Source organism: Acetobacter indonesiensis, from assembly GCF_000963945.1.
In the GTDB taxonomy this organism is placed as follows: domain Bacteria; phylum Pseudomonadota; class Alphaproteobacteria; order Acetobacterales; family Acetobacteraceae; genus Acetobacter; species Acetobacter indonesiensis.
In genome coordinates this window covers 1-18,874 of the sequence record NZ_BAMW01000059.1, presented here as the reverse complement: position 1 = coordinate 18,874, position 18,874 = coordinate 1, and the positions used below count along the sequence as shown (strand labels likewise).

The following is an 18,874-nucleotide window of genomic DNA, read 5'->3' as shown; positions in this document are numbered from 1 at the left end:
AAAGCCGCACCCTTGACGCAGGGGCAGGGCAGCCACAAGTATAAAGCAAAGCCGGCTTGTCCGGACAAGGAGAGGATAAGTTATGTCGTTCGGTCAGGACTTTCGTTCACCAGCCGCTGCTTCTGGCTGGAATGCCCAGGCTGGCGCACTGGATGCGGGCCTGCGGGCTTACATGCTGCGAGTTTATAACTGGATGGCCTCTGGGCTGCTGCTGACGGGTATCGTGGCTTATGCCGTGGCCTCCACCAGCCTGCGTGGTCTGTTCTTCCAGTTGACGCCTACGCCCGGCGGTATGGCTCTGCATCCCACATTGCTGGGTGGCGCGGCCATGATTGCGCCGCTGGCTTTTGTGCTGGTTATGTCTTTCGGGGTGAACCGTTTGTCCCGTCAGGGGGCGCAGGCTCTGTTCTGGGCATTCTGCGCGACCATGGGGGCAAGTCTTTCCAGTATTTTTCTGGTTTATACTGGTGTGTCTGTTGTCCGCGTGTTTCTGGTGACAGCGTGCATGTTCGGTGCAACATCGCTGTGGGGCTACACAACCAAAGCGAATTTGGCCAAATTTGGCTCGTTCCTGATGATGGGCCTTTTCGGGTTGGTCATTGCTGGTCTGGTTAATATCTTTCTGAAAAGCCCTGCTGTCTATTTCATCTACAGCATTGTTGGGGTGTTCATTTTCACAGCGTTCAGTGCGTTCGATGCCCAGCGTATCCGCGTGACGTATCCGCAATATGCCGCGTATGAAGGCCCAGATGGTGCCGCCAAGCGCAGCGTATATGACGCCCTTAGCCTGTATCTGAACTTCATCAACCTGTTCCAGTTTCTGCTTCAGTTCATGGGCGTGCGCAGCTCTAACGACTAAGCGCCAAATTCAACGAGACTTCTTGAAAAGAAGGAGTCTTGGTTCTGACGAGAAAGCCCGGCCTGAAAAGGTCGGGCTTTTTTGCTGAGGCAGCTATGCGGTCAGGGAAAAAGACTATTTTGGTCCAGAATAAGTTAAAAATAAGACTTATGCTACGCACGATGAGGTGAGTAACACCCGCGTGATAAATTGAAATATCGCGTAATATATTGATTAATATAAATAAATCGAAATTTACGAGAAAAACTGAAATAAACAGAAATAATTTGTGAAGCCTTGTGGCTCTTCAAAATCAGCGAAATAAGACAGGCACAAAACAATTCCTGAGGAATAGCCTCGGTGTGATGAAGAGCAGATGGAACTTTTCAGACATTGAGAATCTGCACTTTAGGAATAAAGTAGCGTCTAGGGCGTTTCCGGTGCCCGTGAGTTTTACGCTGCTCCGGCATGAAGGTTGTTTCAGCCAGTAAGGTGAGACGGCCTGCATGCCGGTTTTGTGGTGTTTTGGCTCATAGGGGGCTGGAGCGCAGTTTCTTGCTGTTATCGGGCTTCTATGGCAGCAGGAGCGGAGAGTCTTTGTGAGGCTAAGTTGATGTCAGAACCAAGAGGCGTGCGATGAAAAACAAGTTACTGGCGAGAGTGGCGCGATTGGGCGGCCTATCGTCAGCGTTGCTGCTTGCCGGGTGTGAATTGGATGTTCTGGACCCGAAAGGCCCGGTGGGTGAGGGGGTTAAGTCACTGATCCTCACTTCTACAGTCGCAATGCTGATTGTGGTGGTGCCAACCATCATTCTGTCTCTGGTTTTTGCCTGGCAGTATCGCCAGTCCAACACCAGTGCAGAATATCTTCCGAAATGGTGTCATTCCAACAAGATCGAACTGGTCATCTGGGGTGTTCCTACCCTGATCATTATCTTTCTTGCCGTGATCACCTACCAGACCTGTCACTCTCTTGACCCATACAAGCCGCTTGAAGCGGAAGCGAACACCAAACCGCTTCACGTTGAAGTTGTGGCTCTGGACTGGAAGTGGCTGTTTATTTACCCGGAACAGGGTATTGCGACCGTTAACCAGCTTGCCATTCCGGTTAACACGCCAGTTGATTTCGTGATTACCTCTGACTCCGTGATGAACTCTTTCTTCATCCCGCGTCTTGGTTCCATGATTTATGCAATGGCTGGTATGCAGACCCAGCTTCACCTGCTGGCCAGCGAACCTGGCGATTACCTGGGTGAATCTGCCAACTACAGTGGCCGTGGCTTTTCAGACATGAAATTCCGCACGCTGGCTGTAAGCGGCGACGAGTTCAATGCATGGGTTGATAAAGTAAAGTCTTCCTCTGAACAGCTGGATAGCCAGACCTATCCGAAACTGGCTGCGCCGAGCGAAGCAAATCCTGTCGAATACTTCGCGCATGTTGAACCCGGAATGTTCAACACGATCGTAGCCAAATACAACAACGGCATGATCATGGACAAAACCACGGGCCAGATGGTTCAGGTGCAGTCCGCGATGTCCGACATGAACATGAAGGAATAGGATCTATGCTAGGGAGACTATCGCTATCGGCCATCCCGTTGGATGTTCCGATTCTTGTCGGCACGTTCTTGGGCGTTGCCATTGTCGGTCTCGCGGTTCTGGGGCTGATTACCTACTATGGTAAGTGGGGCTACCTCTGGAAAGAGTGGTTCACTTCTGTTGACCATAAGCGCCTTGCCGTTATGTACATCATACTGGCACTGGTTGCTCTGTTCCGCGGTTTTGCGGACGCTATCATGATGCGTACCCAGCTGGCTTTGGCCTATGCTGGCAACCCCGGCTACCTGCCACCGCATCACTACGATCAGATCTTCTCCGCTCACGGAACGATCATGATCTTCTTCCTGGCCATGGCATTCATGACCGGGCTGTTCAACTTCGTTGTGCCCCTGCAAATCGGTGCACGTGACGTTGCCTTCCCGTTCCTGAACAACCTCAGCTTCTGGATGACCGCTATCGCGTTTATTCTGGTGAACGTTTCTCTGTTCATCGGTGAATTCTCGCAGTGCGGCTGGCTGGCTTACCCGCCGCTGTCTGAAGCTCAGTTCAGCCCTGGCGTTGGTGTGGACTACTATATCTGGGCCATTCAGCTTTCGGGTGTTGGCACCCTGCTGACAGGTGTGAACTTCTTCGTGACAATCGTGAAGATGCGCGCTCCTGGCATGACCTGGATGAAAATGCCTGTCTTCACCTGGACGGCGTTCTGTTCTTCCATCCTGATCATGGTCTCCTTCCCCGTGCTGACGGTTGCCGTTGCTCTGCTGGGTCTGGACCGTTACTTCGGCATGCACTTCTTCACCAATGATGGTGGTGGTAATCAGATGATGTACCTCAACCTGATCTGGGCTTGGGGTCATCCTGAAGTTTATATTCTTGTTATTCCGGCCTTCGGTGTTTTCTCCGAAGTTGTTCCGGCATTCTCCCAGAAGCCGCTGTTCGGCTATGGCACCATGGTTTACGCAACCTGCGCCATCATGGTTCTGTCCTTCCTTGTGTGGGTGCATCACTTCTTCACCATGGGCGCTGGCCCGGATGTGAATGCCTTCTTCGGCATCGCAACCATGGTCATCTCCATCCCGACCGGTGTGAAGCTGTTTAACTGGATGTTCACCATGTATAAGGGCCGCATCCAGTACCATGCTTGCATGTATTGGGCTGTTGGCTTCATGGTGACCTTCACCATCGGTGGTATGACCGGTGTGATGATGGCTATTCCGGGTGCTGACTTCGTTCTGCATAACTCCCTGTTCCTGATTGCTCACTTCCATAACGTGATTATCGGTGGTGTGTATTTCGGTTACGTCTGCGGCATGAACTTCTGGTTCCCGAAAGTTATGGGCTTCAAGCTGAACGAAAGCTGGGGCAAGCGCGCTTTCTGGTTCTGGTTCGTTGGCTTCTACTTTGCCTTCGTTCCGCTGTATGTTGTCGGCTTCCAGGGCATGACCCGTCGTCTGAACCACTACGACAATCCGGCCTGGCACCCTTGGCTGCTGATTGCTGAAGTTGGTGCAGTGCTGATCCTGTTCGGGATTGTCTGCCAGCTTATGCAGCTGTTCGTTTCCATCCGTGACCGTAACCTGGCTGAAAACCGTGACTTCACGGGTGATCCGTGGAACGGCCGTACGCTGGAATGGTCAACCTCTTCACCGCCGCCGGTTTACAACTTTGCTATCGTTCCCCACGTGCATGAGCTTGATGCTTATATGCATGACAAGGAAAATGGCGTTGATACCCGTTGCGCTGGTGGTCAGTACGAAGCAATCCACATGCCGAAAAACACGGCAGCAGGTTTCCTGGTGGGTGCATTCAGCCTGATCCTCGGTTTTGCCGCTATCTGGTATATCTGGTGGCTTGCAGCAATCGGCCTGATCGGTGTTATCGGGACTGTTATTGCCCGTAGCGCCAACAAGGATATCGACTTCTATATCCCGGCTGAAGAAGTTGCCCGGATCGAGAACGAGCATACCCGTAAACTCATGGCACAGGCAGCTGAGTAATGGCGCACGATACAACTGTCACGACCTCGGGCCACGACGAACATCATCACGAATCTCCGGTGGTGTTCGGGTTCTGGGTCTACCTGATGACGGACTGCATTATCTTTGGCTCTCTTTTCGCCACGTTTGCAGTCCTTCGTAACCAGTTCAATGGCGGCCCAAGCGGTCATGAACTGTTTGAACTGAGCGGACTTGGGCTGGAAACAGCCCTTCTGCTGATATCTTCCATTACTTATGGGTTCGGCATGATTGCTGCCCATAAGAATGAAATCAGCAAAGTCATCATGTGGCTGGGTGTTACCTTCCTGCTGGGCCTTGGCTTTGTCGGGCTGGAAGTTAACGAATTCGCTCACATGATTCACGAAGGTGCCGGGCCGGATCGCAGCGCGTTCCTGTCTGCCTTCTTCACGCTGGTGGCGACGCACGGTCTGCACGTTTCGTGCGGTCTGATCTGGATTGTGACCCTGATGGTTCAGCTGATGGGCACGACCGCTATCCCGGAACGTATGATGAATAAGCTCACCTGCCTGAGCCTGTTCTGGCACTTTCTGGATATCGTCTGGATCTGCGTCTTCTCCTATGTCTATCTGGCGAGCATGATCTGATGAGCGACCTTCACACAACCTCCTCTGGTGAGAGCCACGGTAGCGTATCGTCTTACATTATCGGGTTTGTTCTTGCCGTTATCCTGACGGTTCTGGCCTTTGCAGTCGTTGCGATGCACAGCCTGTCCCCGTCTGGTACGATTATTGCTGTGTCTGTTCTGGCTCTGGTTCAGGTGCTGGTGCACCTGCACTACTTCCTCCACATGGGTGGTGGGTCTGAACAGCGCTGGAACAATATGTGCTTTGTGTTCACGGTTGGATTTGTTGCCATCTTTATTGTTGGCACCCTGTTCGTCATGAACAACACGGCCATCCACATGATGTCTCGCTAATAAGCGGGCGGGTCAGCCGGTATCCGGCTGACCATCATGAGACGGAAAAGGGCTCCGGGAGAAATCCTGGAGCCCTTTTTTGTTGCGTTGGTAGTCACGTCCGGAGCGGTGATTGCAGATAGCTTCGTGGAGGTGACCTGCTCAATTAAGGTAGCAAAGTGCTTTTGGGGGCTGTTTTGCTGTTGAGGCTTCAACGCAAACGACGGAAAAACACCTCCTGAGGCGGTCGTCTAAAGTCTAGCACCGTAAGGTGAGGCAGAGCGGCACAAGTGTAGCAGCCCTATTTTCTCATGTTTGAAGATAGGCCGGGACTCTCGTTAGCGCGTGGTGGAGCCTTTCTAAGTTAGTTCAACGCTCCGGTATGGGAAGTAGTATTCCCACCGCCTATCCATTGCTGATCGTTACCTAAAACGGCTTGCTGCAAGGTCACAAAAGCATCTGTCAAAAAAGGCATAAAAAAACGGCGTGGGCTGCCGGGTGGGCAGCGCAGCACGCCGTTTTTCAGGAAAGGAGAAAAATCAGGCTTTGTGCGGTTCCGGTGACAGCAGATCAGCCTTGCCGGGTTTGTCTTTCCATTCTTCCGCATCAGCAGGCGGTGTGCCCTTGCGGGTAATGTTCGGCCATTTGGTAGAGTAGGACGCGTTGAGTTCAGCCCATGCTGTTGCACGATCATCGCTGTCCGGGAAAATTGCCTCGGCGGGGCATTCAGGCTCGCACACGCCGCAGTCAATGCATTCATCCGGGTTGATCACCAGGAAATTTTCACCGGCGTAGAAGCAGTCAACAGGGCAGACTTCCACACAGTCCATGAATTTGCAGCGGATGCAGTTTTCAGTGACCACGTAGGTCATTGCCATCTCCGAAATTATCTGGGGGCCTGATCAAGTCTGGCCGAAAGTAAGGTGGCACGACCCATCCCGGCCCATACCACCAACGATGGCGCATGATATGAGGGGCTTTTCACCCTATGGCAACCCGCTTGCGCGATGTATCGCGGTTTCCGCTAAAGCGGGACTGACATTAACGACGTTTTTGCAACACTGCCAGTGCCGCAAAGGGCCCAGACGGTGGCGGCATGGGATGAGGCTGTTTTTTGCGCCGGCTTCCCTTCTGGTTTGAAAAATCGCGCCTGATGGGGTGAAGCATCATGGGCGCAGGTGGTCCAAACTGGTTTTTGCCAATAGGGTGGGGCTGCTGAACCCGAATATTCAGGCCTGTGAGAACAGCCGCCAAAGTGGCGGAGGATGCCCCAAGTCGAGAGGCTATTCCGGCAGGCAAAGGATAGGGGTGCGCTTGCGCCAACTTGGCCACTGTCTTGCGGACGTCTTCTGCAATATCGAGTCGCACCCACAACGGCCCGGCTTTGACCCATCCAAGCCGTGTCAGCACAATAGCGTTTGTGTCCGGGCTAGTATTGGGTTTTGGGGTCTTTTGGGGTGTGATGCCTACTATATCTTCGGCTTTGAAAGACACAGCACCTGCGCGGGGGAGGGGAACAGGCTTTACGCTATTCTTCACCGCAAGCAGCAGGTTGCGCAGTGTCATAGCCTGTGGCTTCAGCAATGCGGGGCAGAACAGCATGGTCGGCCCCGCGATTATGCCCTGTTTGCGCAGAAAGCTGCTATTCTGCGGGGTAAGGTAATCAGCGGATGGCAAAGGCATTACACCGCCGTGTTCCAGTAACCCGTGCAGAATACCGCGCAGAACGGGCTTGTCTGCTACCGCATCGGCCGCACGGAACAACGGGGCCAGCACGGTACGGAGTGTCTGCTCAACAAAGGCGACCAACCGCATGCGGATACGCTCGCGGTGGGCGGCATCCAGAAATTCGGCGGTGGTGACGTACACGGCAGGGCGCAGCACGTCTTCCCCGGCCTGTAATCTGCCGATAGGCGCATCCAGCCACGAAAGCGTGCCGGTCTGGATATCTAACGTCAGGTCGCTATCTGGCGTTTGCAGAAACTGGGTTACGCGGCGGGGTATTTCGCTCCGCGCAGCGCGTCTTGCGGCCCGGAGAAGCAAAGGTTGGTCAGACTGGGCGGCTTCAGCATCCGGTATGAAAGCAAACCCGGTCATGTGGCCAACAGGGTGGCCTTCAACACTGACTTCGCCTGAGCGGGTTATGGCTGAAAGCAAAGGCTTACTGTCGGCTTCCTCCAGCCTCCGTGCCAGACTGGTGGCGCGTTTATCAACAAACCGGGCCGCCAGACGGTCATGCAGAATGTCAGACAGCGTATCTTCAATGGTGCGCGTGCGGGTGCGCCAGAGCTCCGGGCTTTCGACCCAGTCGGCCCGATTGGCAACATACGCCCAGATCCGAATCCCCATGAGCCGCTGCATGAGGGCGTCGATGTCCCCTTCCGTGCGCTCAAGGTTCAGCAGCCGTGGCTCAAGCCACGCTGACGGTAGTCGCCCCTGTTCAACCAAGGTCGTGAAAATCTGGGCACATTGGCGAATGTGGCTGTCTTCCCCCAGCTTGCGGAAATCAGGGATCTGGCACACTTCCCAAAGCAGCCGTGTGCGCTCTGCTCCCTTACTGAGGCGCTGGATGGTCGGGTCACGCATCAAGGCGGTCAGCACCAAAAGATCAGACGCCGGGTCAGCCCCCCATAGGCCAGGGTAAGGGGGCTTCTGGCATAAACTGGCATGCAGGGCGGTGGGGGATGCGTAATTCAGCGCACTGTTGCGCCAGTATAGATGGTGCAGGGCTTCAAACTGATGGGTTTCAACGGCTTCCACCACGCTTTCGCTGAGGGGCGGGCAGTCGCCCGTGGTGCCGAATGTGCCGTCCTGCGCGCCCCGGCCAGCGCGGCCGGCAATCTGGGCAATTTCAGCCGCCGCCAACAGACGCCTGCGTGAGCCGTCGAATTTTGAAAGCCCGGCGAAAGCAACATGATGAATATCCATGTTCAGCCCCATGCCTATGGCATCGGTAGCAACCAGATAATCAACTTCCCTGTTCTGATAGAGCGCAACCTGCGCATTGCGTGTGCGGGGCGAAAGCTGCCCCATGACCACGGCACAGCCCCCACGGCGGCGGCGTATCAGTTCAGCAATGGCGTACACATCGCCGGCTGAAAACGCGACAATAGCCGTACGCGGTGGCAGGCGGCTGAGGCGTGTAAAGCCCGTATGCACCAGATTGGACAGGCGCGGCCGTGTTTCGATTTCTACACCGGGTATCAGGCTGCGCAGCAACGGGGCAATGGTTTCAGCCCCCAGAAACAGTGTTTCTGCCTGCCCACGGGCGTTCAGCAGGCGGTCTGTAAAAATATGGCCGCGCTCAGGGTCCGCACAAAGCTGGATTTCATCAACGGCAACGAAATCGACAGGCCGATCCATCGGCATGGCTTCTACGGTGCAGGCAAACCATCGGGCACCGGGCGGAATGATCTTTTCCTCCCCCGTAATCAGTGCCACAGCCCGCACGCCTTTCAGCTTGACCATGCGTTCGTAATTTTCCCGCGCCAGCAAACGCAGCGGAAACCCCATGATGCCTGATGAATGTGCCAGCATGCGTTCAAGGGCCAGATGGGTTTTGCCGGTATTGGTCGGGCCCAATATGGCCCGAACCGGAGGAAGATCCTCAACAGCGGCAGACAGGCGCGCACGGGAAACCGGGCGGCGGCGGGGAGTATCCATCATGCCGCCATGGTCAGCCGGTATGCAGGGAAAAGCAACCCGTTACTGCGTTAGGGTTATTGCATCAGTCCCAGACCCGGCGCAGTTTTGCGGCAGGAGGAAAGCCCATGTCTGTTCGAGAAGCCGATTGTCTTGTTGTGGTGCGCCGTAACCAGAAGGCCGTACGCACCGTGCATGGGGTGCGCACAGTAGAGGACGATGCCTTATTGCCGCTGATCGGGGCGGCAGGTGTGGCCTTTGCCCGATCGTGCGGGTTTGCGGCCAGACCCGGCCAGTTGGCGTTGGTGCCAGATAGCAGCGGCAACCCGGTTGCATTGTTTGGCCTGCCCGATGTTGGCGTCAGAGACCCTTATCTGTTCGGTGCGTTGGCAAAAGACCTGCCTGCGGGTGAGTGGCGCGTCTCCGTGCCCAAGGATTGCCCGCGTGATGATGTTATTTTGGGGTTCTGTCTGGGGGCGTACCAGTTTTCCCTGAAGGCTGATGCTGGGATGCCGAAACCGGCTGCGCGTCTGGTCGTGACCGAAACCGAACGGAAAAGCCGTGCGGTTGAGACAGCGCGCTCTATCTGGTTGGCGCGTGATCTGATTAACACCCCGGCCAACCTGTTGGGACCGTCAGATCTGGCCCGTGCGGCAGAAGCCGCGCTGGCACCGTTTGGGGTCGGGGTGGAGGTCATTAAAGGCAAAACGCTCGATAAAGCCTACCCCCTGTTGGCGCATGTCGGTAACGGGTCAGAACGCGGACCACGGGTGGTTCGGGCGGTATGGCGGGGCAGCAAAGCCACCAAAAATGCGCCGCTGGTCTCACTGGTGGGTAAGGGCGTGTGCTTTGACTCCGGTGGTTATGACATCAAACCATCGGCCGGTATGCTGCGTATGAAAAAGGACATGGGGGGAGCCGCTTCGGTTCTGGCTCTGGCCCGACTGATCATGACGCAGGATTTGCCCATCAGGCTGGAAGTGCGTCTGGGGTGTGTTGAAAACAGCGTTTCAGGCCATGCCATGCGGCCGATGGATGTTGTGACAGGCCGTGGCGGATTAAGTGTTGAAATTGGCAATACGGACGCTGAAGGGCGGCTGGTTCTGTGTGACCTGCTGAGTGAGGCTGGCGAGCATAACCCTGATCTGCTGCTGGATATGGCAACGCTGACAGGGGCCGCCCGTGTGGCCTTGGGCCCGGATCTGCCCGCGCTGTTCTGTAATGATGATAGCCTTGCCGAAACTCTGCTTGAAGTAAGTCTGCGTGAATCAGACCCGTTATGGCGGTTGCCACTATGGAAAGGCTATGCCGGATGGTTGCGGAGTCCTGTAGCAGACCTGAACAATATTTCGTCTAAACCTATGGCAGGTGCAGTAACGGCCGGACTGTTTCTTGAACGTTTTGTAAAAGCAGGTCAGCGGTGGGCGCATATCGACACCTATGCGTGGAACGACAACACTCGGCCCGGCCGGCCAGAAGGTGGCGATTCTCCTGGGATTCGCACGGTTTTTGCAGCGCTTGATCTTATTTTTGGCGCAAAGAACGGAGCGGTTTCGTAAAGAAATAAAAATGTAACGGAACTATTTTGTCGTTACGGGATTTAAATATCTGATCCGGTGCCTATATAGGCTTTATCTGACCAACCGGAAAAAACTTACTAAGGCCGATGCCGCGCCACTTGGCTCACCGTCGGCATGATACAAAGGATTGAACTCTGATGGCACAGAATGCTGCCAAAGCTGAAGAGCTGGTGAAAACTCTACGTGATACCGTTGTCTCCCTGGTGCGGAGCGATGGGCCCGACCTCTCTGCGCGTCAGCTGGCTGTTTTCCTGACCTGCTATCTGGATGAAAGCGGCCACACGGTTCGTGGTCTGGCATCTGGTCTGAATGTGTCCAAGCCCGCCATTACGCGTGCGCTTGACCGTCTGGGTGAGCTTGATCTGGCGCGCCGCAAGGTTGATCCGCTTGACCGTCGTTCCGTGCTGGTGCAGCGCACGCCTAAAGGTGCTGCTTACCTGAAGGAAATTCGTTCCATCATGGGTGAAGCGGCTGAAGACGAAGCCAAAAAAGCACGTCAGGACGACAAGAAAGAACAGCCTGTTCGTCGTACCCTGCGTCGGGTGTCTGCTGCCTGATACGGCACTGACATTTGGTGTTTTCTGCGGCGGCCATACTTTGTGTGGCCGCCGCAGTCATTTCAGAAACTTACTTTCGCATGGCACGTTCATTCTACAGGCTTTCAGACGCCGGGCAGGCACACGCACAATGCCACCTGATGCTGGAAGAAAATAAGAATAAAGGACGATTCCAATGCGGTTGGCTTCTTTCGCTGCTGTTGCAGCTCTGACTTTCTCCACAGCTTCTCTTGCACCCGCAGCGTATGCGGCGGATGCCATGGGCTCCCCGACTGGTAAGATTACGCTCTCGGCCAAATCGGCTGATGTAGGTGTTGGCTACACCTGGGGTGACGGCACCCTGAGCTATGGTGGCAAGTCTTACAAATTTGCTATTACGGGCGGCACCATCGCGGCTGTTGGCTTCTCAAAGATTGAAGGCGTTGGCACGGTCTATAACCTGCATCGCGTGCAGGACTTTGCGGGCACATATGCTGCGGCACATGGTGAAGCCACACTTGGTAGTGGTCTGGGGGGTGCCGTGCTTGAAAACAAGAACGGTGTGCGCATCAAGATTGAAACAATCTCTAAGGGTGCCCGTCTTGCCGGTTCTGCACAGGGCCTGACGTTTGAACTGAAAAACTGATGCCTTAACCGTTCAGGGCGTGCTGCTTACCATGGGCCCACCGGGTGGCGGCGCGTTCTGACGGTCGCAAAAGCTAGCCAGCCAAGCTGCGGTAGCATCAACAGCACAAAGGCGAGGATAGCGCCTTCAAGGGGAGGAAAGGGGGCAGCAAGAAAGGCGACCAGTCCTCCCCAACATACAAAACTCCACTCGCACAGGGTAATAAGAACTGGGTTCATACCGCTGCGGTGCAACACCTGATACAAATGCCCCCGGTGTGCCTGAATAAGCGAATACCCAGCCAGCTTTCGGCGGCAAAGGGTAAACAGTACATCAAAAATCAAGGGAAAGAGAAGGGCTGGCCCCAGCAACCAGCCGGAGGGCTGGGTGGAATGCTGCGTCATATAAAGGGCGGCCGTGCCTGCCAGTAACCCGCACCCTTGGCTGCCCACATCCCCCAGAAAAATCCGCGCCTTCGGAAAGTTGAAGGGCAAAAACCCGCAGAGGCAGCCCGCGAGAAGCAATGCGGGCCAGATCAGGTCTGGCACCCCGAAATAGAGCCCCATTGCCGCGACCAGAAGGTTGCCGATCATCAGGCACCCGGAAATCAGCCCGTTCAGCCCGTCCATGAAGTTGACGGCGTTGGTCAAAAAGACAAGCCACAGAACCGAGAGAATGGCCCCGATTAGCGGTGTTGGCCACGGCAACGCCGTGCCTCCAGCGACCACCATTGTGGCGGCAACGCATTGCGCTACAAACTTGATGGACGCGGGCCACTGATAAAGGTCATCCAGCCAGGACACACAGGCCAGCAATGCTGTGGCTAATGCCGTCAGAATGACATCCGCCCGCAAGACGCTATGGCCTGTTATGTCCTGCACTAAGGGAAAAAAAAGAAAAAAAGCGGCCATAACCCCAACGCCGCCCCCTTTCGGGGTCGGGTTTTCATGCGCGCTGCGGTGACCGGGATGGTCCAAAACGGCCAGATTGATCATCACACGCACAAGGCCTGCGGCAAAAAAAGCGGCGCAAAGCAGGCAGAAAACCGCCAAAACAGGGTCAGAAAGGAACATGGGCATCATATCGCGGGGTTGTGCTGCTTCTAGGATGGCAGGTGCTACGCTATAGGTGCAAGGTGATGGTATCGCAACGCTCTGACTCTTTGCACCGCAGTCCCAAGCTGCGGCCGCTTAACAGAATACTGGTCAATATCCTGCTGGACGGGATGCTGGCGGCTGTAGCTGCGCCTTTTGCGCGCTGGCTGGCCGCGCCGCGGGATGGCCTGTTGCACCCTCTGTGGTTTCTGGCTGGCGGGGCCATTACTCTGGTGGTAAGCGGTCTGCCGTTCAGAATGCCGCAGCAATACTGGCGGTTTTCAGGCGTATCTGATCTGCTGGGTATCGCCGGGGCGTCAATTGCCAGTGCCGTGCTGTTTTCCATCGGACTGGTCATGGTGGGATATCCCCTGCCCAGCATGACGTTTCCCATCATCTACGCGCTTGTGCTGCTGATGATGCTGGGTGGGTTGCGTATTGCCTACCGGCTTGCCCACAGGATAGCCCTGCGCAAGGCAGACCAGCGTCGTATTGTCCTGATCGGGGTTGATACGGTGGCTGACCTCTACCTGCGCGCCATTGAACGAAACCCGGCTGCGGGGATTCGGGTTGTGGGGCTGGTGGCGCTGGGCACGCATCAGGCCGGCAGGCGTATCCATAATGTGCCCATTCTGGGCCATGTGGATGATATTGCCGCCATCCTTGACCGGCTGGCCAAAGCACACGCCCTGCCCGAATTTCTGGTTGTGACAGAAGCCTCTTTTCGGGGGCAGGCGTTAACTCAGGTTCTTGATGCGGCGGCTCATCACGGCATTGCGGTTTTGCGCACACCTGCCCTAACCGCCCTGACCCCTGCCGAGCGGGTTGAACTGCGCCCCATTCCGCTGGAAGATTTGCTGAACCGCCCGCAGGTTCCGCTTGACCGTGATGGCATGGAGCGGCTGATCGGGCAGCAAACCGTGCTGATTACCGGGGCCGGGGGAAGCATCGGATCTGAACTGGTGCGTCAGATAGCCCAGTTAAACCCGGAAAAGCTGGTGCTGCTTGACCACGGCGAATTTGAACTCTGGCAGATTGATACGGAACTGGCTGAACTGGCCCCCGCCGTCCCCCGTCAGATTGTCGTGGCCGACGTGCGGGATGAAGCCCGTATTGAAGAGGTCATGGCCCAGTATCGCCCGCATCTGGTCTTTCATGCAGCGGCCCTGAAGCATGTGCCGATTGTAGAAGCCAACCCGGCGGAAGGCATCCTGACCAATATTCACGGCACACGCGTTGTGGCAGATGCTGCATCCCGGCATGGTGCCCGTGCCATGATTGTCATTTCAACGGATAAGGCGGTTAATCCGTCCAGCCTGATGGGCGCGGCTAAGCGAGCGGCTGAAATGTATTGTCAGGCGCTGGATATCAAAGCCCGGACGTCTGCCAGCCTGGATGCCATGCGGTGCATTACTGTGCGGTTTGGGAATGTTCTTGGCTCTACAGGGTCTGTGGTGCCGCTGTTCCGTCGCCAGCTTGAACGTGGTGGGCCGCTGACGGTGACGCATCCTGATATGCGACGCTACTTCATGACAGTGCCTGAAGCCGTGGGGCTGGTTTTGCAGGCCAGCGTGCGGGGAACCTGCGGGAAGGATGGCTCCGGCACGGATGCCTTGCTGCGTGATGGTGGCATTTTCGTGCTGGATATGGGGGAGCCCGTCAAAATTGTGGATCTCGCCCGACAGATGATCCGTCTTGCCGGCTTAAGGCCGGATGAAGATGTCAGCATCCGGTTTACCGGCCTGCGCCCCGGCGAAAAACTGTACGAAGAACTGTTTCACGGGCGCGAAGCCCCGGTGCCGACTGATAATCCCGGCCTGCTGATGGCAACCCCCCGTGTGGTTGATCTGGCCGAGGTCGCAGCGGCCGTAGACCAGATGACAGACGATGCTCGCAGGGGGGATGTGAAGGCAGCTCTGCGTATTCTGGCGTTGCTGGTGCCCGAATTCAATCATAACCCCAAGGGAGAAGTGCGGTCTGCCACGCCTGATGGCGCGGTAGCTGGTGCACCTTTGGCCTCTCCGCAGCCCGGTAGTACTGAACAGGTGGCATGATGAACGATAAGACTGAAAGCCCGATTGCGTTTCTTGATCTGGTCGCGCAGCAGAAGCGTCTGGGCCCAGCCCTGCGGGCGCGGGTGGATGCCGTATTTGAGCATTGCCGCTTTGTGATGGGGCCAGAAGTGGCCGAGTTGGAGCAGCGGCTGGCAGAATGGTGTGGGGCCAAGGAATGTGTCGGCGTGTCGTCAGGCACAGACGCGTTGCAGATTGTCATGATGGCTGAAAATATTGGCCGTGGTGATGCAGTTTTTCTGCCAGCCTTCACCTACACCGCCACAGCCGAGGTACCATTGGTGCTGGGGGCCACACCTGTTTTTGTGGATGTTGACCCCAACACGTTCCAGATTGATCCTGACCATTTGCGCGCGCGTATCCGCGCCGTGCGTGAAGCAGGCAAACTGACACCGCGCGCTATTGTGGGTGTTGATCTGTTTGGTCAGCCTGCGCCGTGGGCGCAGCTTCGGGCTATTGCGCAGGAAGAAGGCCTGTTTCTGCTGGCCGATTGCGCGCAGGCTTTTGGTGCGGATCTGAACGGTAAACCGCTGGGGCGTGAAGCGACTGCAACCACATTGTCCTTTTTCCCCTCCAAACCGCTGGGTGGATACGGAGACGGTGGTGCCATTCTGACAGATGATGCAGAGCGGGCTGACCTTTACCGATCCCTGCGCACGCACGGTGAAGGCAAGACGCGGTATGAAGTGCTGCGCACCGGCATGAACGGCCGTCTGGACACCATTCAGGCCGCCGTGCTGCTGGCCAAGCTGGATGGCTTCAAACAGGAACTGGCTCGGCGGGATGAAATTGCACAGGCGTATGATGCCGGTCTGGCTGATGTGGTTCAGGTTCCGGCGCGTGTGCCAGACAGCGCCAGCGCATGGGCTATTTACGCCATTCTGCTTAAAAACCCGGCCGAGCGCGAACCGTTACAGGCCAGATTGAAAGAACGCGGTGTTCCATCCGCAATTTACTATCCGCTGCCGCTGCATAAACAGCCAGCGTACCGTGACCATCATGACGGTGTAAGCCTGCCGGTGTCAGAAGATCTGGCAACACGGATTCTGGCGCTGCCGATTCACCCTGAATTGACGGATGATGAAGTGGCGCGCGTCATTGCCGCGGTGCGCGGGTAAGGAGAAAAGGGGAATGAGGAAAGAAACCGCGTTTCTTGTCGGGTTTCTGGTGCTGACAATTGGTACAGCATCATTGATCTGGATGTTTGCCCTGCCCAATTTCAAGCCGGTTTCTTTTCCGCATGTGGCGAGCGGCCAGATTGAAGTTGGCCCCATGCGCCACAAGCGTGCCCTGACAGCGGATGAAGTTCAGACCGTCAACACATGGCTTGATAATCACAAGGCTGGTTGGGGACCACTCAGCCGCACACCGCCATCTTCTGGTGATTCGCGTGTGATGTTGAAAGACGCGAATGGCAAGGATGCTCTGGCCCTGACGTTATGGACAGGTATCAGCGCGGCAGACTGGAACGATACCGTGTTTGCTGAGGCCCCGGATGGGTCAGAAGTACATATGGAAACATTCTCGGAAAAAGAGTTCGCGCCTTTGCGTGGGTTGGTTGACCGCTTCAAATTCAAGCGTTCTGCGTTTCCATAAGCAGATTATTCAAAGTGCGTTGAGCAAGCGGCTATCGGGTTAATCCTGATAGTCGCTTTTTTTGTTTATATGGTTCCTGACGGAAAAAGATCTAACACGGCCGCACCTTTCGGGCGGCTTTGTGTCAGCCTTTCGATGTAAGGGGGACAGTCACTAGGCAGTGCGTCTCTTGCCTTCTACGTCCGCAAGGCGCTGTTCAGGCAATATTTTCAAGAAAAAGAAGCCAAACCAGAGAATGGCAATTGTTCTTCATAGTTTAGGAAGCATCCTGTTCGTTAATCAGGCGGAGCAGGGCTTCGGCCGCTGGGCTGCGATAGCGTTCTTTGTGTCGAATGGCGTAGAACAGACGGGTGCCTAGCGCCTGCGGCACAGCGTGTAAGGTGCCTGCTTTCAAAGCGGGCGAAACCACCAGAGACGACAGGGCACCAATACCCGCACCAGCTTCAATAGCCGTGCGGACGCTTTCGTTAGACGGCAGCACAAGGCTGATGGTCAGTTCAGCAGGCGTAATTCCTAAGAGGCGAAGATGCTGCTCTAACGTGGCCCGCGTGCCAGAGCCGGGCTCACGCATCACCCAGGATGCCGCGCGTAGCCATGCGGCATCAACCTGTTCTGGCACTGGGGCGTTTGCCTGCACAATGGTCAGTTGGTCTTTCCCCAAAGGCCACTGGGCCAGCGCCGGGTCATCTACCACCCCCTCGACAATGCCGAGGTCAGCTTCCCCGTCACGCACAGAGCGGGCGGCTTCCTCGGTGTTGCTAATGGCCACATCGAGAACAATCTGGGGGTAGCGTGTGCGAAAGGCGACCAAAAATCGGGGTAACCAGTAGGCAGCGATGGTCTGACTGGCGACAACCCGCAAGGCTCCTCGCTTCAGCCCGCTAAATTCTTCCAGAACATGCGTGGCGGCTGTGGCCTGTGCCAACACCGCGCGCGCTTCCGGCAGAAACAGACGGCCCGCATCGGTTAACCGAATACCGCGCCCCACCCGATGAAACAGCTTCACATCATGTTGGTTCTCAAGCGCTGCCAAAGCGGCTGAAACGGCTGATTGCGTGACGTTCAGGGCATGGGCGGCGGCGGTTACGTGCTCACGTTCCGCCACAGCGATAAAAAGCCGAAGCTGTTCCAGGGTCATGGAGAGGGCTTTAGCATAATCAATCAGAAATTCAGATTGAAATAACAAAAACTATGCGTTGGAGTGATTGAACGGAGGGTTCGTAAAAGGGATGTGGAAAGGACACCCTTGTGAACACCCAGCGACATTCCCAACAGAATTTTGTGCGGCTCACTTTGCATTTTATGCAAACACGCCTGTCAGGTATTGCCCTGTGTGTCGGGGTGACAAGTGTTGCTTATGGTCTTGAAAGTGCGGAAATCGCGCTTTTTGGTAAAGCGTGGCTTGAAGCTCTGAACCTCGCACTACTGGGCGGGGTTCTGTGCCGTAGCCTGCGTAAGCCCTGCGCTGCCATGGCACCCGGTATCCATTATTGTGCCAAAACAGTGCTGAATACGGCCATTGTTTTGCTTGGGGCCTCTTTTAGCCTGACCACAGTGCTTTCTGTCGGCCCATGGCTGACGGCTGGTGTACTGGGGATGGTACTCTTCAGTCTGACATTTACCTGCGCCGTGGGGCGCTGCATGGGGCTTCCTCTTTCCCAAACCTTGCTGGTGGCTTGCGGAAACTCAATCTGCGGCAATTCCGCAATAATGGCCGCAGCCCCGGTTATTCAGGCGCGTGAGGAAGATGTCGGCTCTACCATAGCCTTTACCGCTGCGGGCGGCCTTGTGGTGGTGCTCGGTTTGCCGCTGCTGATGCCGCTTCTAAACTTAAATACAGTGGCAGAAGGCGCTTTGGCGGGGCTGACGGTATATGCCGTGCCACAGGTTATGGGGGCGTCTGCTCCGTTTGGTCTGTCCGCCATTCATATGGGCACATTGGTAAAACTGGTGCGGGTGCTGATGCTTGGCCCAGTGTGCCTGATGCTTGCTCTGTTCTGTCAGGGAAAGGGGAACGACCAAAGTGTCAGGCACGAAAAAAGAGCGAAACAGAAACTCCCGATCTTCCGCTTGCTGCCCTGGTACATTCTTGGCTTTATCGCCATGCTGCTGCTGCGGTCAGTCAACGTGCTGCCACAACCACTGCTTGCGCCCGCCGCCCAGATGGCAACATTTCTGACCACGCTTGCCATGGTGGCTTTGGGGCTGAGTGTGGATGTAAAATCAGTTTTCCGCGCCAGTCGTCCGCTGGTTCTGACGGTTATTATGTCTTTGTGCGGGTTGATAAGCGCCAGTATCGCTTTGCTCAAAATAATGCAGAGCTGCACCGGGCTAGGGGGCTAGACAGCGCCGCTAGTGTGATTTTTTACGGCCCGAAGCCCGAAGCCCGAAGCCCGAAGCCCGAAGCCCGAAGCCCGA

Annotated in this window: 16 protein-coding genes; 12 read left to right on the top strand and 4 right to left on the bottom strand. The window is 56.0% G+C overall.

The window, feature by feature from the left end; translation table 11 throughout:
* Positions 1 to 82: 82 nt before the first annotated feature.
* From Abin_RS13380 to cyoD, 5 genes are all read left to right on the top strand, one after another.
* Positions 83 to 859 carry a Bax inhibitor-1/YccA family protein gene (locus tag Abin_RS13380; RefSeq protein ID WP_048847768.1) on the top strand — a complete coding sequence of 259 codons (777 nt, stop codon included), beginning with the start codon at positions 83 to 85 and terminating at the stop codon, positions 857 to 859.
* 615 nt (positions 860 to 1,474) lie between these two features.
* Positions 1,475 to 2,398: a ubiquinol oxidase subunit II gene (gene cyoA / locus Abin_RS13375; RefSeq protein WP_048847766.1), complete on the top strand. Its 924-nt coding sequence runs from the start codon at positions 1,475 to 1,477 to the stop codon at positions 2,396 to 2,398.
* 5 nt (positions 2,399 to 2,403) lie between these two features.
* Positions 2,404 to 4,395 (top strand): cytochrome o ubiquinol oxidase subunit I, encoded by a 1,992-nt coding sequence (gene cyoB / locus Abin_RS13370; RefSeq protein WP_048847765.1) that lies wholly within the window; start codon positions 2,404 to 2,406, stop codon positions 4,393 to 4,395.
* Complete coding sequence (gene cyoC, locus Abin_RS13365; RefSeq protein ID WP_048847763.1) at positions 4,395 to 5,000, top strand: cytochrome o ubiquinol oxidase subunit III; 606 nt, start codon at positions 4,395 to 4,397, stop codon at positions 4,998 to 5,000. Before cyoB ends, cyoC begins: the two co-directional genes overlap by 1 nt.
* The gene (gene cyoD / locus Abin_RS13360) at positions 5,000 to 5,332 is read left to right on the top strand and encodes a cytochrome o ubiquinol oxidase subunit IV (protein WP_048847761.1); all 333 of its coding nucleotides are present in this window, start codon (positions 5,000 to 5,002) and stop codon (positions 5,330 to 5,332) included. Before cyoC ends, cyoD begins: the two co-directional genes overlap by 1 nt.
* A gap of 518 nt (positions 5,333 to 5,850) precedes the next feature.
* On the opposite strand, the gene fdxA is transcribed toward cyoD, so the two are convergent.
* Positions 5,851 to 6,183, bottom strand: coding sequence for a ferredoxin FdxA (gene fdxA, locus Abin_RS13355; protein ID WP_048847826.1), 333 nt, complete (start codon positions 6,181 to 6,183; stop codon positions 5,851 to 5,853).
* Between the two features lie 169 nt (positions 6,184 to 6,352).
* Positions 6,353 to 8,974: a helicase-related protein gene (locus Abin_RS13350; protein WP_371862236.1), complete on the bottom strand. Its 2,622-nt coding sequence runs from the start codon at positions 8,972 to 8,974 to the stop codon at positions 6,353 to 6,355.
* A 107-nt stretch (positions 8,975 to 9,081) separates the two neighbouring features.
* Here Abin_RS13350 and Abin_RS13345 point away from each other — a divergent pair, with 107 nt between their 5' ends.
* The 3 genes from Abin_RS13345 (at position 9,082) to Abin_RS13335 (ending at position 11,715) form a co-directional block, all read left to right on the top strand.
* Entirely contained in the window at positions 9,082 to 10,512 is a 1,431-nt protein-coding gene (locus Abin_RS13345; protein WP_048847757.1) for a leucyl aminopeptidase family protein, read from the top strand.
* Between the two features lie 158 nt (positions 10,513 to 10,670).
* Positions 10,671 to 11,090, top strand: a complete 420-nt coding sequence (locus Abin_RS13340; protein WP_048847756.1) for a MarR family transcriptional regulator — start codon at positions 10,671 to 10,673, stop codon at positions 11,088 to 11,090.
* Positions 11,091 to 11,265: 175 nt separating this feature from the next.
* A complete protein-coding gene (locus Abin_RS13335) occupies positions 11,266 to 11,715 on the top strand; it encodes a hypothetical protein (RefSeq protein ID WP_048847753.1) in 450 nt (149 codons plus the stop codon).
* Positions 11,716 to 11,741: 26 nt separating this feature from the next.
* Here the strand turns inward: Abin_RS13335 and Abin_RS13330 are convergent, their stop codons facing one another.
* Positions 11,742 to 12,839, bottom strand: coding sequence for a glycosyltransferase family 4 protein (locus Abin_RS13330; protein WP_048847751.1), 1,098 nt, complete (start codon positions 12,837 to 12,839; stop codon positions 11,742 to 11,744).
* Between Abin_RS13330 and Abin_RS13325 the strand changes: the two genes are divergently transcribed.
* Genes Abin_RS13325 through Abin_RS13315 form a run of 3 tightly spaced genes read left to right on the top strand, consistent with a single transcriptional unit; the run spans position 12,833 to position 16,456 of the window.
* The gene (locus tag Abin_RS13325) at positions 12,833 to 14,842 is read left to right on the top strand and encodes a polysaccharide biosynthesis protein (protein ID WP_048847748.1); all 2,010 of its coding nucleotides are present in this window, start codon (positions 12,833 to 12,835) and stop codon (positions 14,840 to 14,842) included. The genes Abin_RS13330 and Abin_RS13325 overlap by 7 nt on opposite strands.
* Positions 14,842 to 15,978: a DegT/DnrJ/EryC1/StrS family aminotransferase gene (locus tag Abin_RS13320; protein ID WP_048847746.1), complete on the top strand. Its 1,137-nt coding sequence runs from the start codon at positions 14,842 to 14,844 to the stop codon at positions 15,976 to 15,978. The genes Abin_RS13325 and Abin_RS13320 overlap by 1 nt, the downstream gene beginning before the upstream one ends.
* A 13-nt stretch (positions 15,979 to 15,991) precedes the next feature.
* Positions 15,992 to 16,456 carry a hypothetical protein gene (locus Abin_RS13315; RefSeq protein WP_048847745.1) on the top strand — a complete coding sequence of 155 codons (465 nt, stop codon included), beginning with the start codon at positions 15,992 to 15,994 and terminating at the stop codon, positions 16,454 to 16,456.
* A gap of 256 nt (positions 16,457 to 16,712) precedes the next feature.
* Here Abin_RS13315 and Abin_RS13310 read toward each other — a convergent pair whose 3' ends face one another.
* On the bottom strand, positions 16,713 to 17,594 hold the full coding sequence (locus tag Abin_RS13310) for a LysR family transcriptional regulator (RefSeq protein WP_048847821.1): 882 nt from the start codon (positions 17,592 to 17,594) through the stop codon (positions 16,713 to 16,715).
* A gap of 110 nt (positions 17,595 to 17,704) precedes the next feature.
* On the opposite strand from Abin_RS13310, the gene Abin_RS13305 reads away from it, so the two are divergent.
* A complete protein-coding gene (locus Abin_RS13305) occupies positions 17,705 to 18,799 on the top strand; it encodes a YeiH family protein (protein WP_048847743.1) in 1,095 nt (364 codons plus the stop codon).
* Positions 18,800 to 18,874 lie beyond the last annotated feature (75 nt).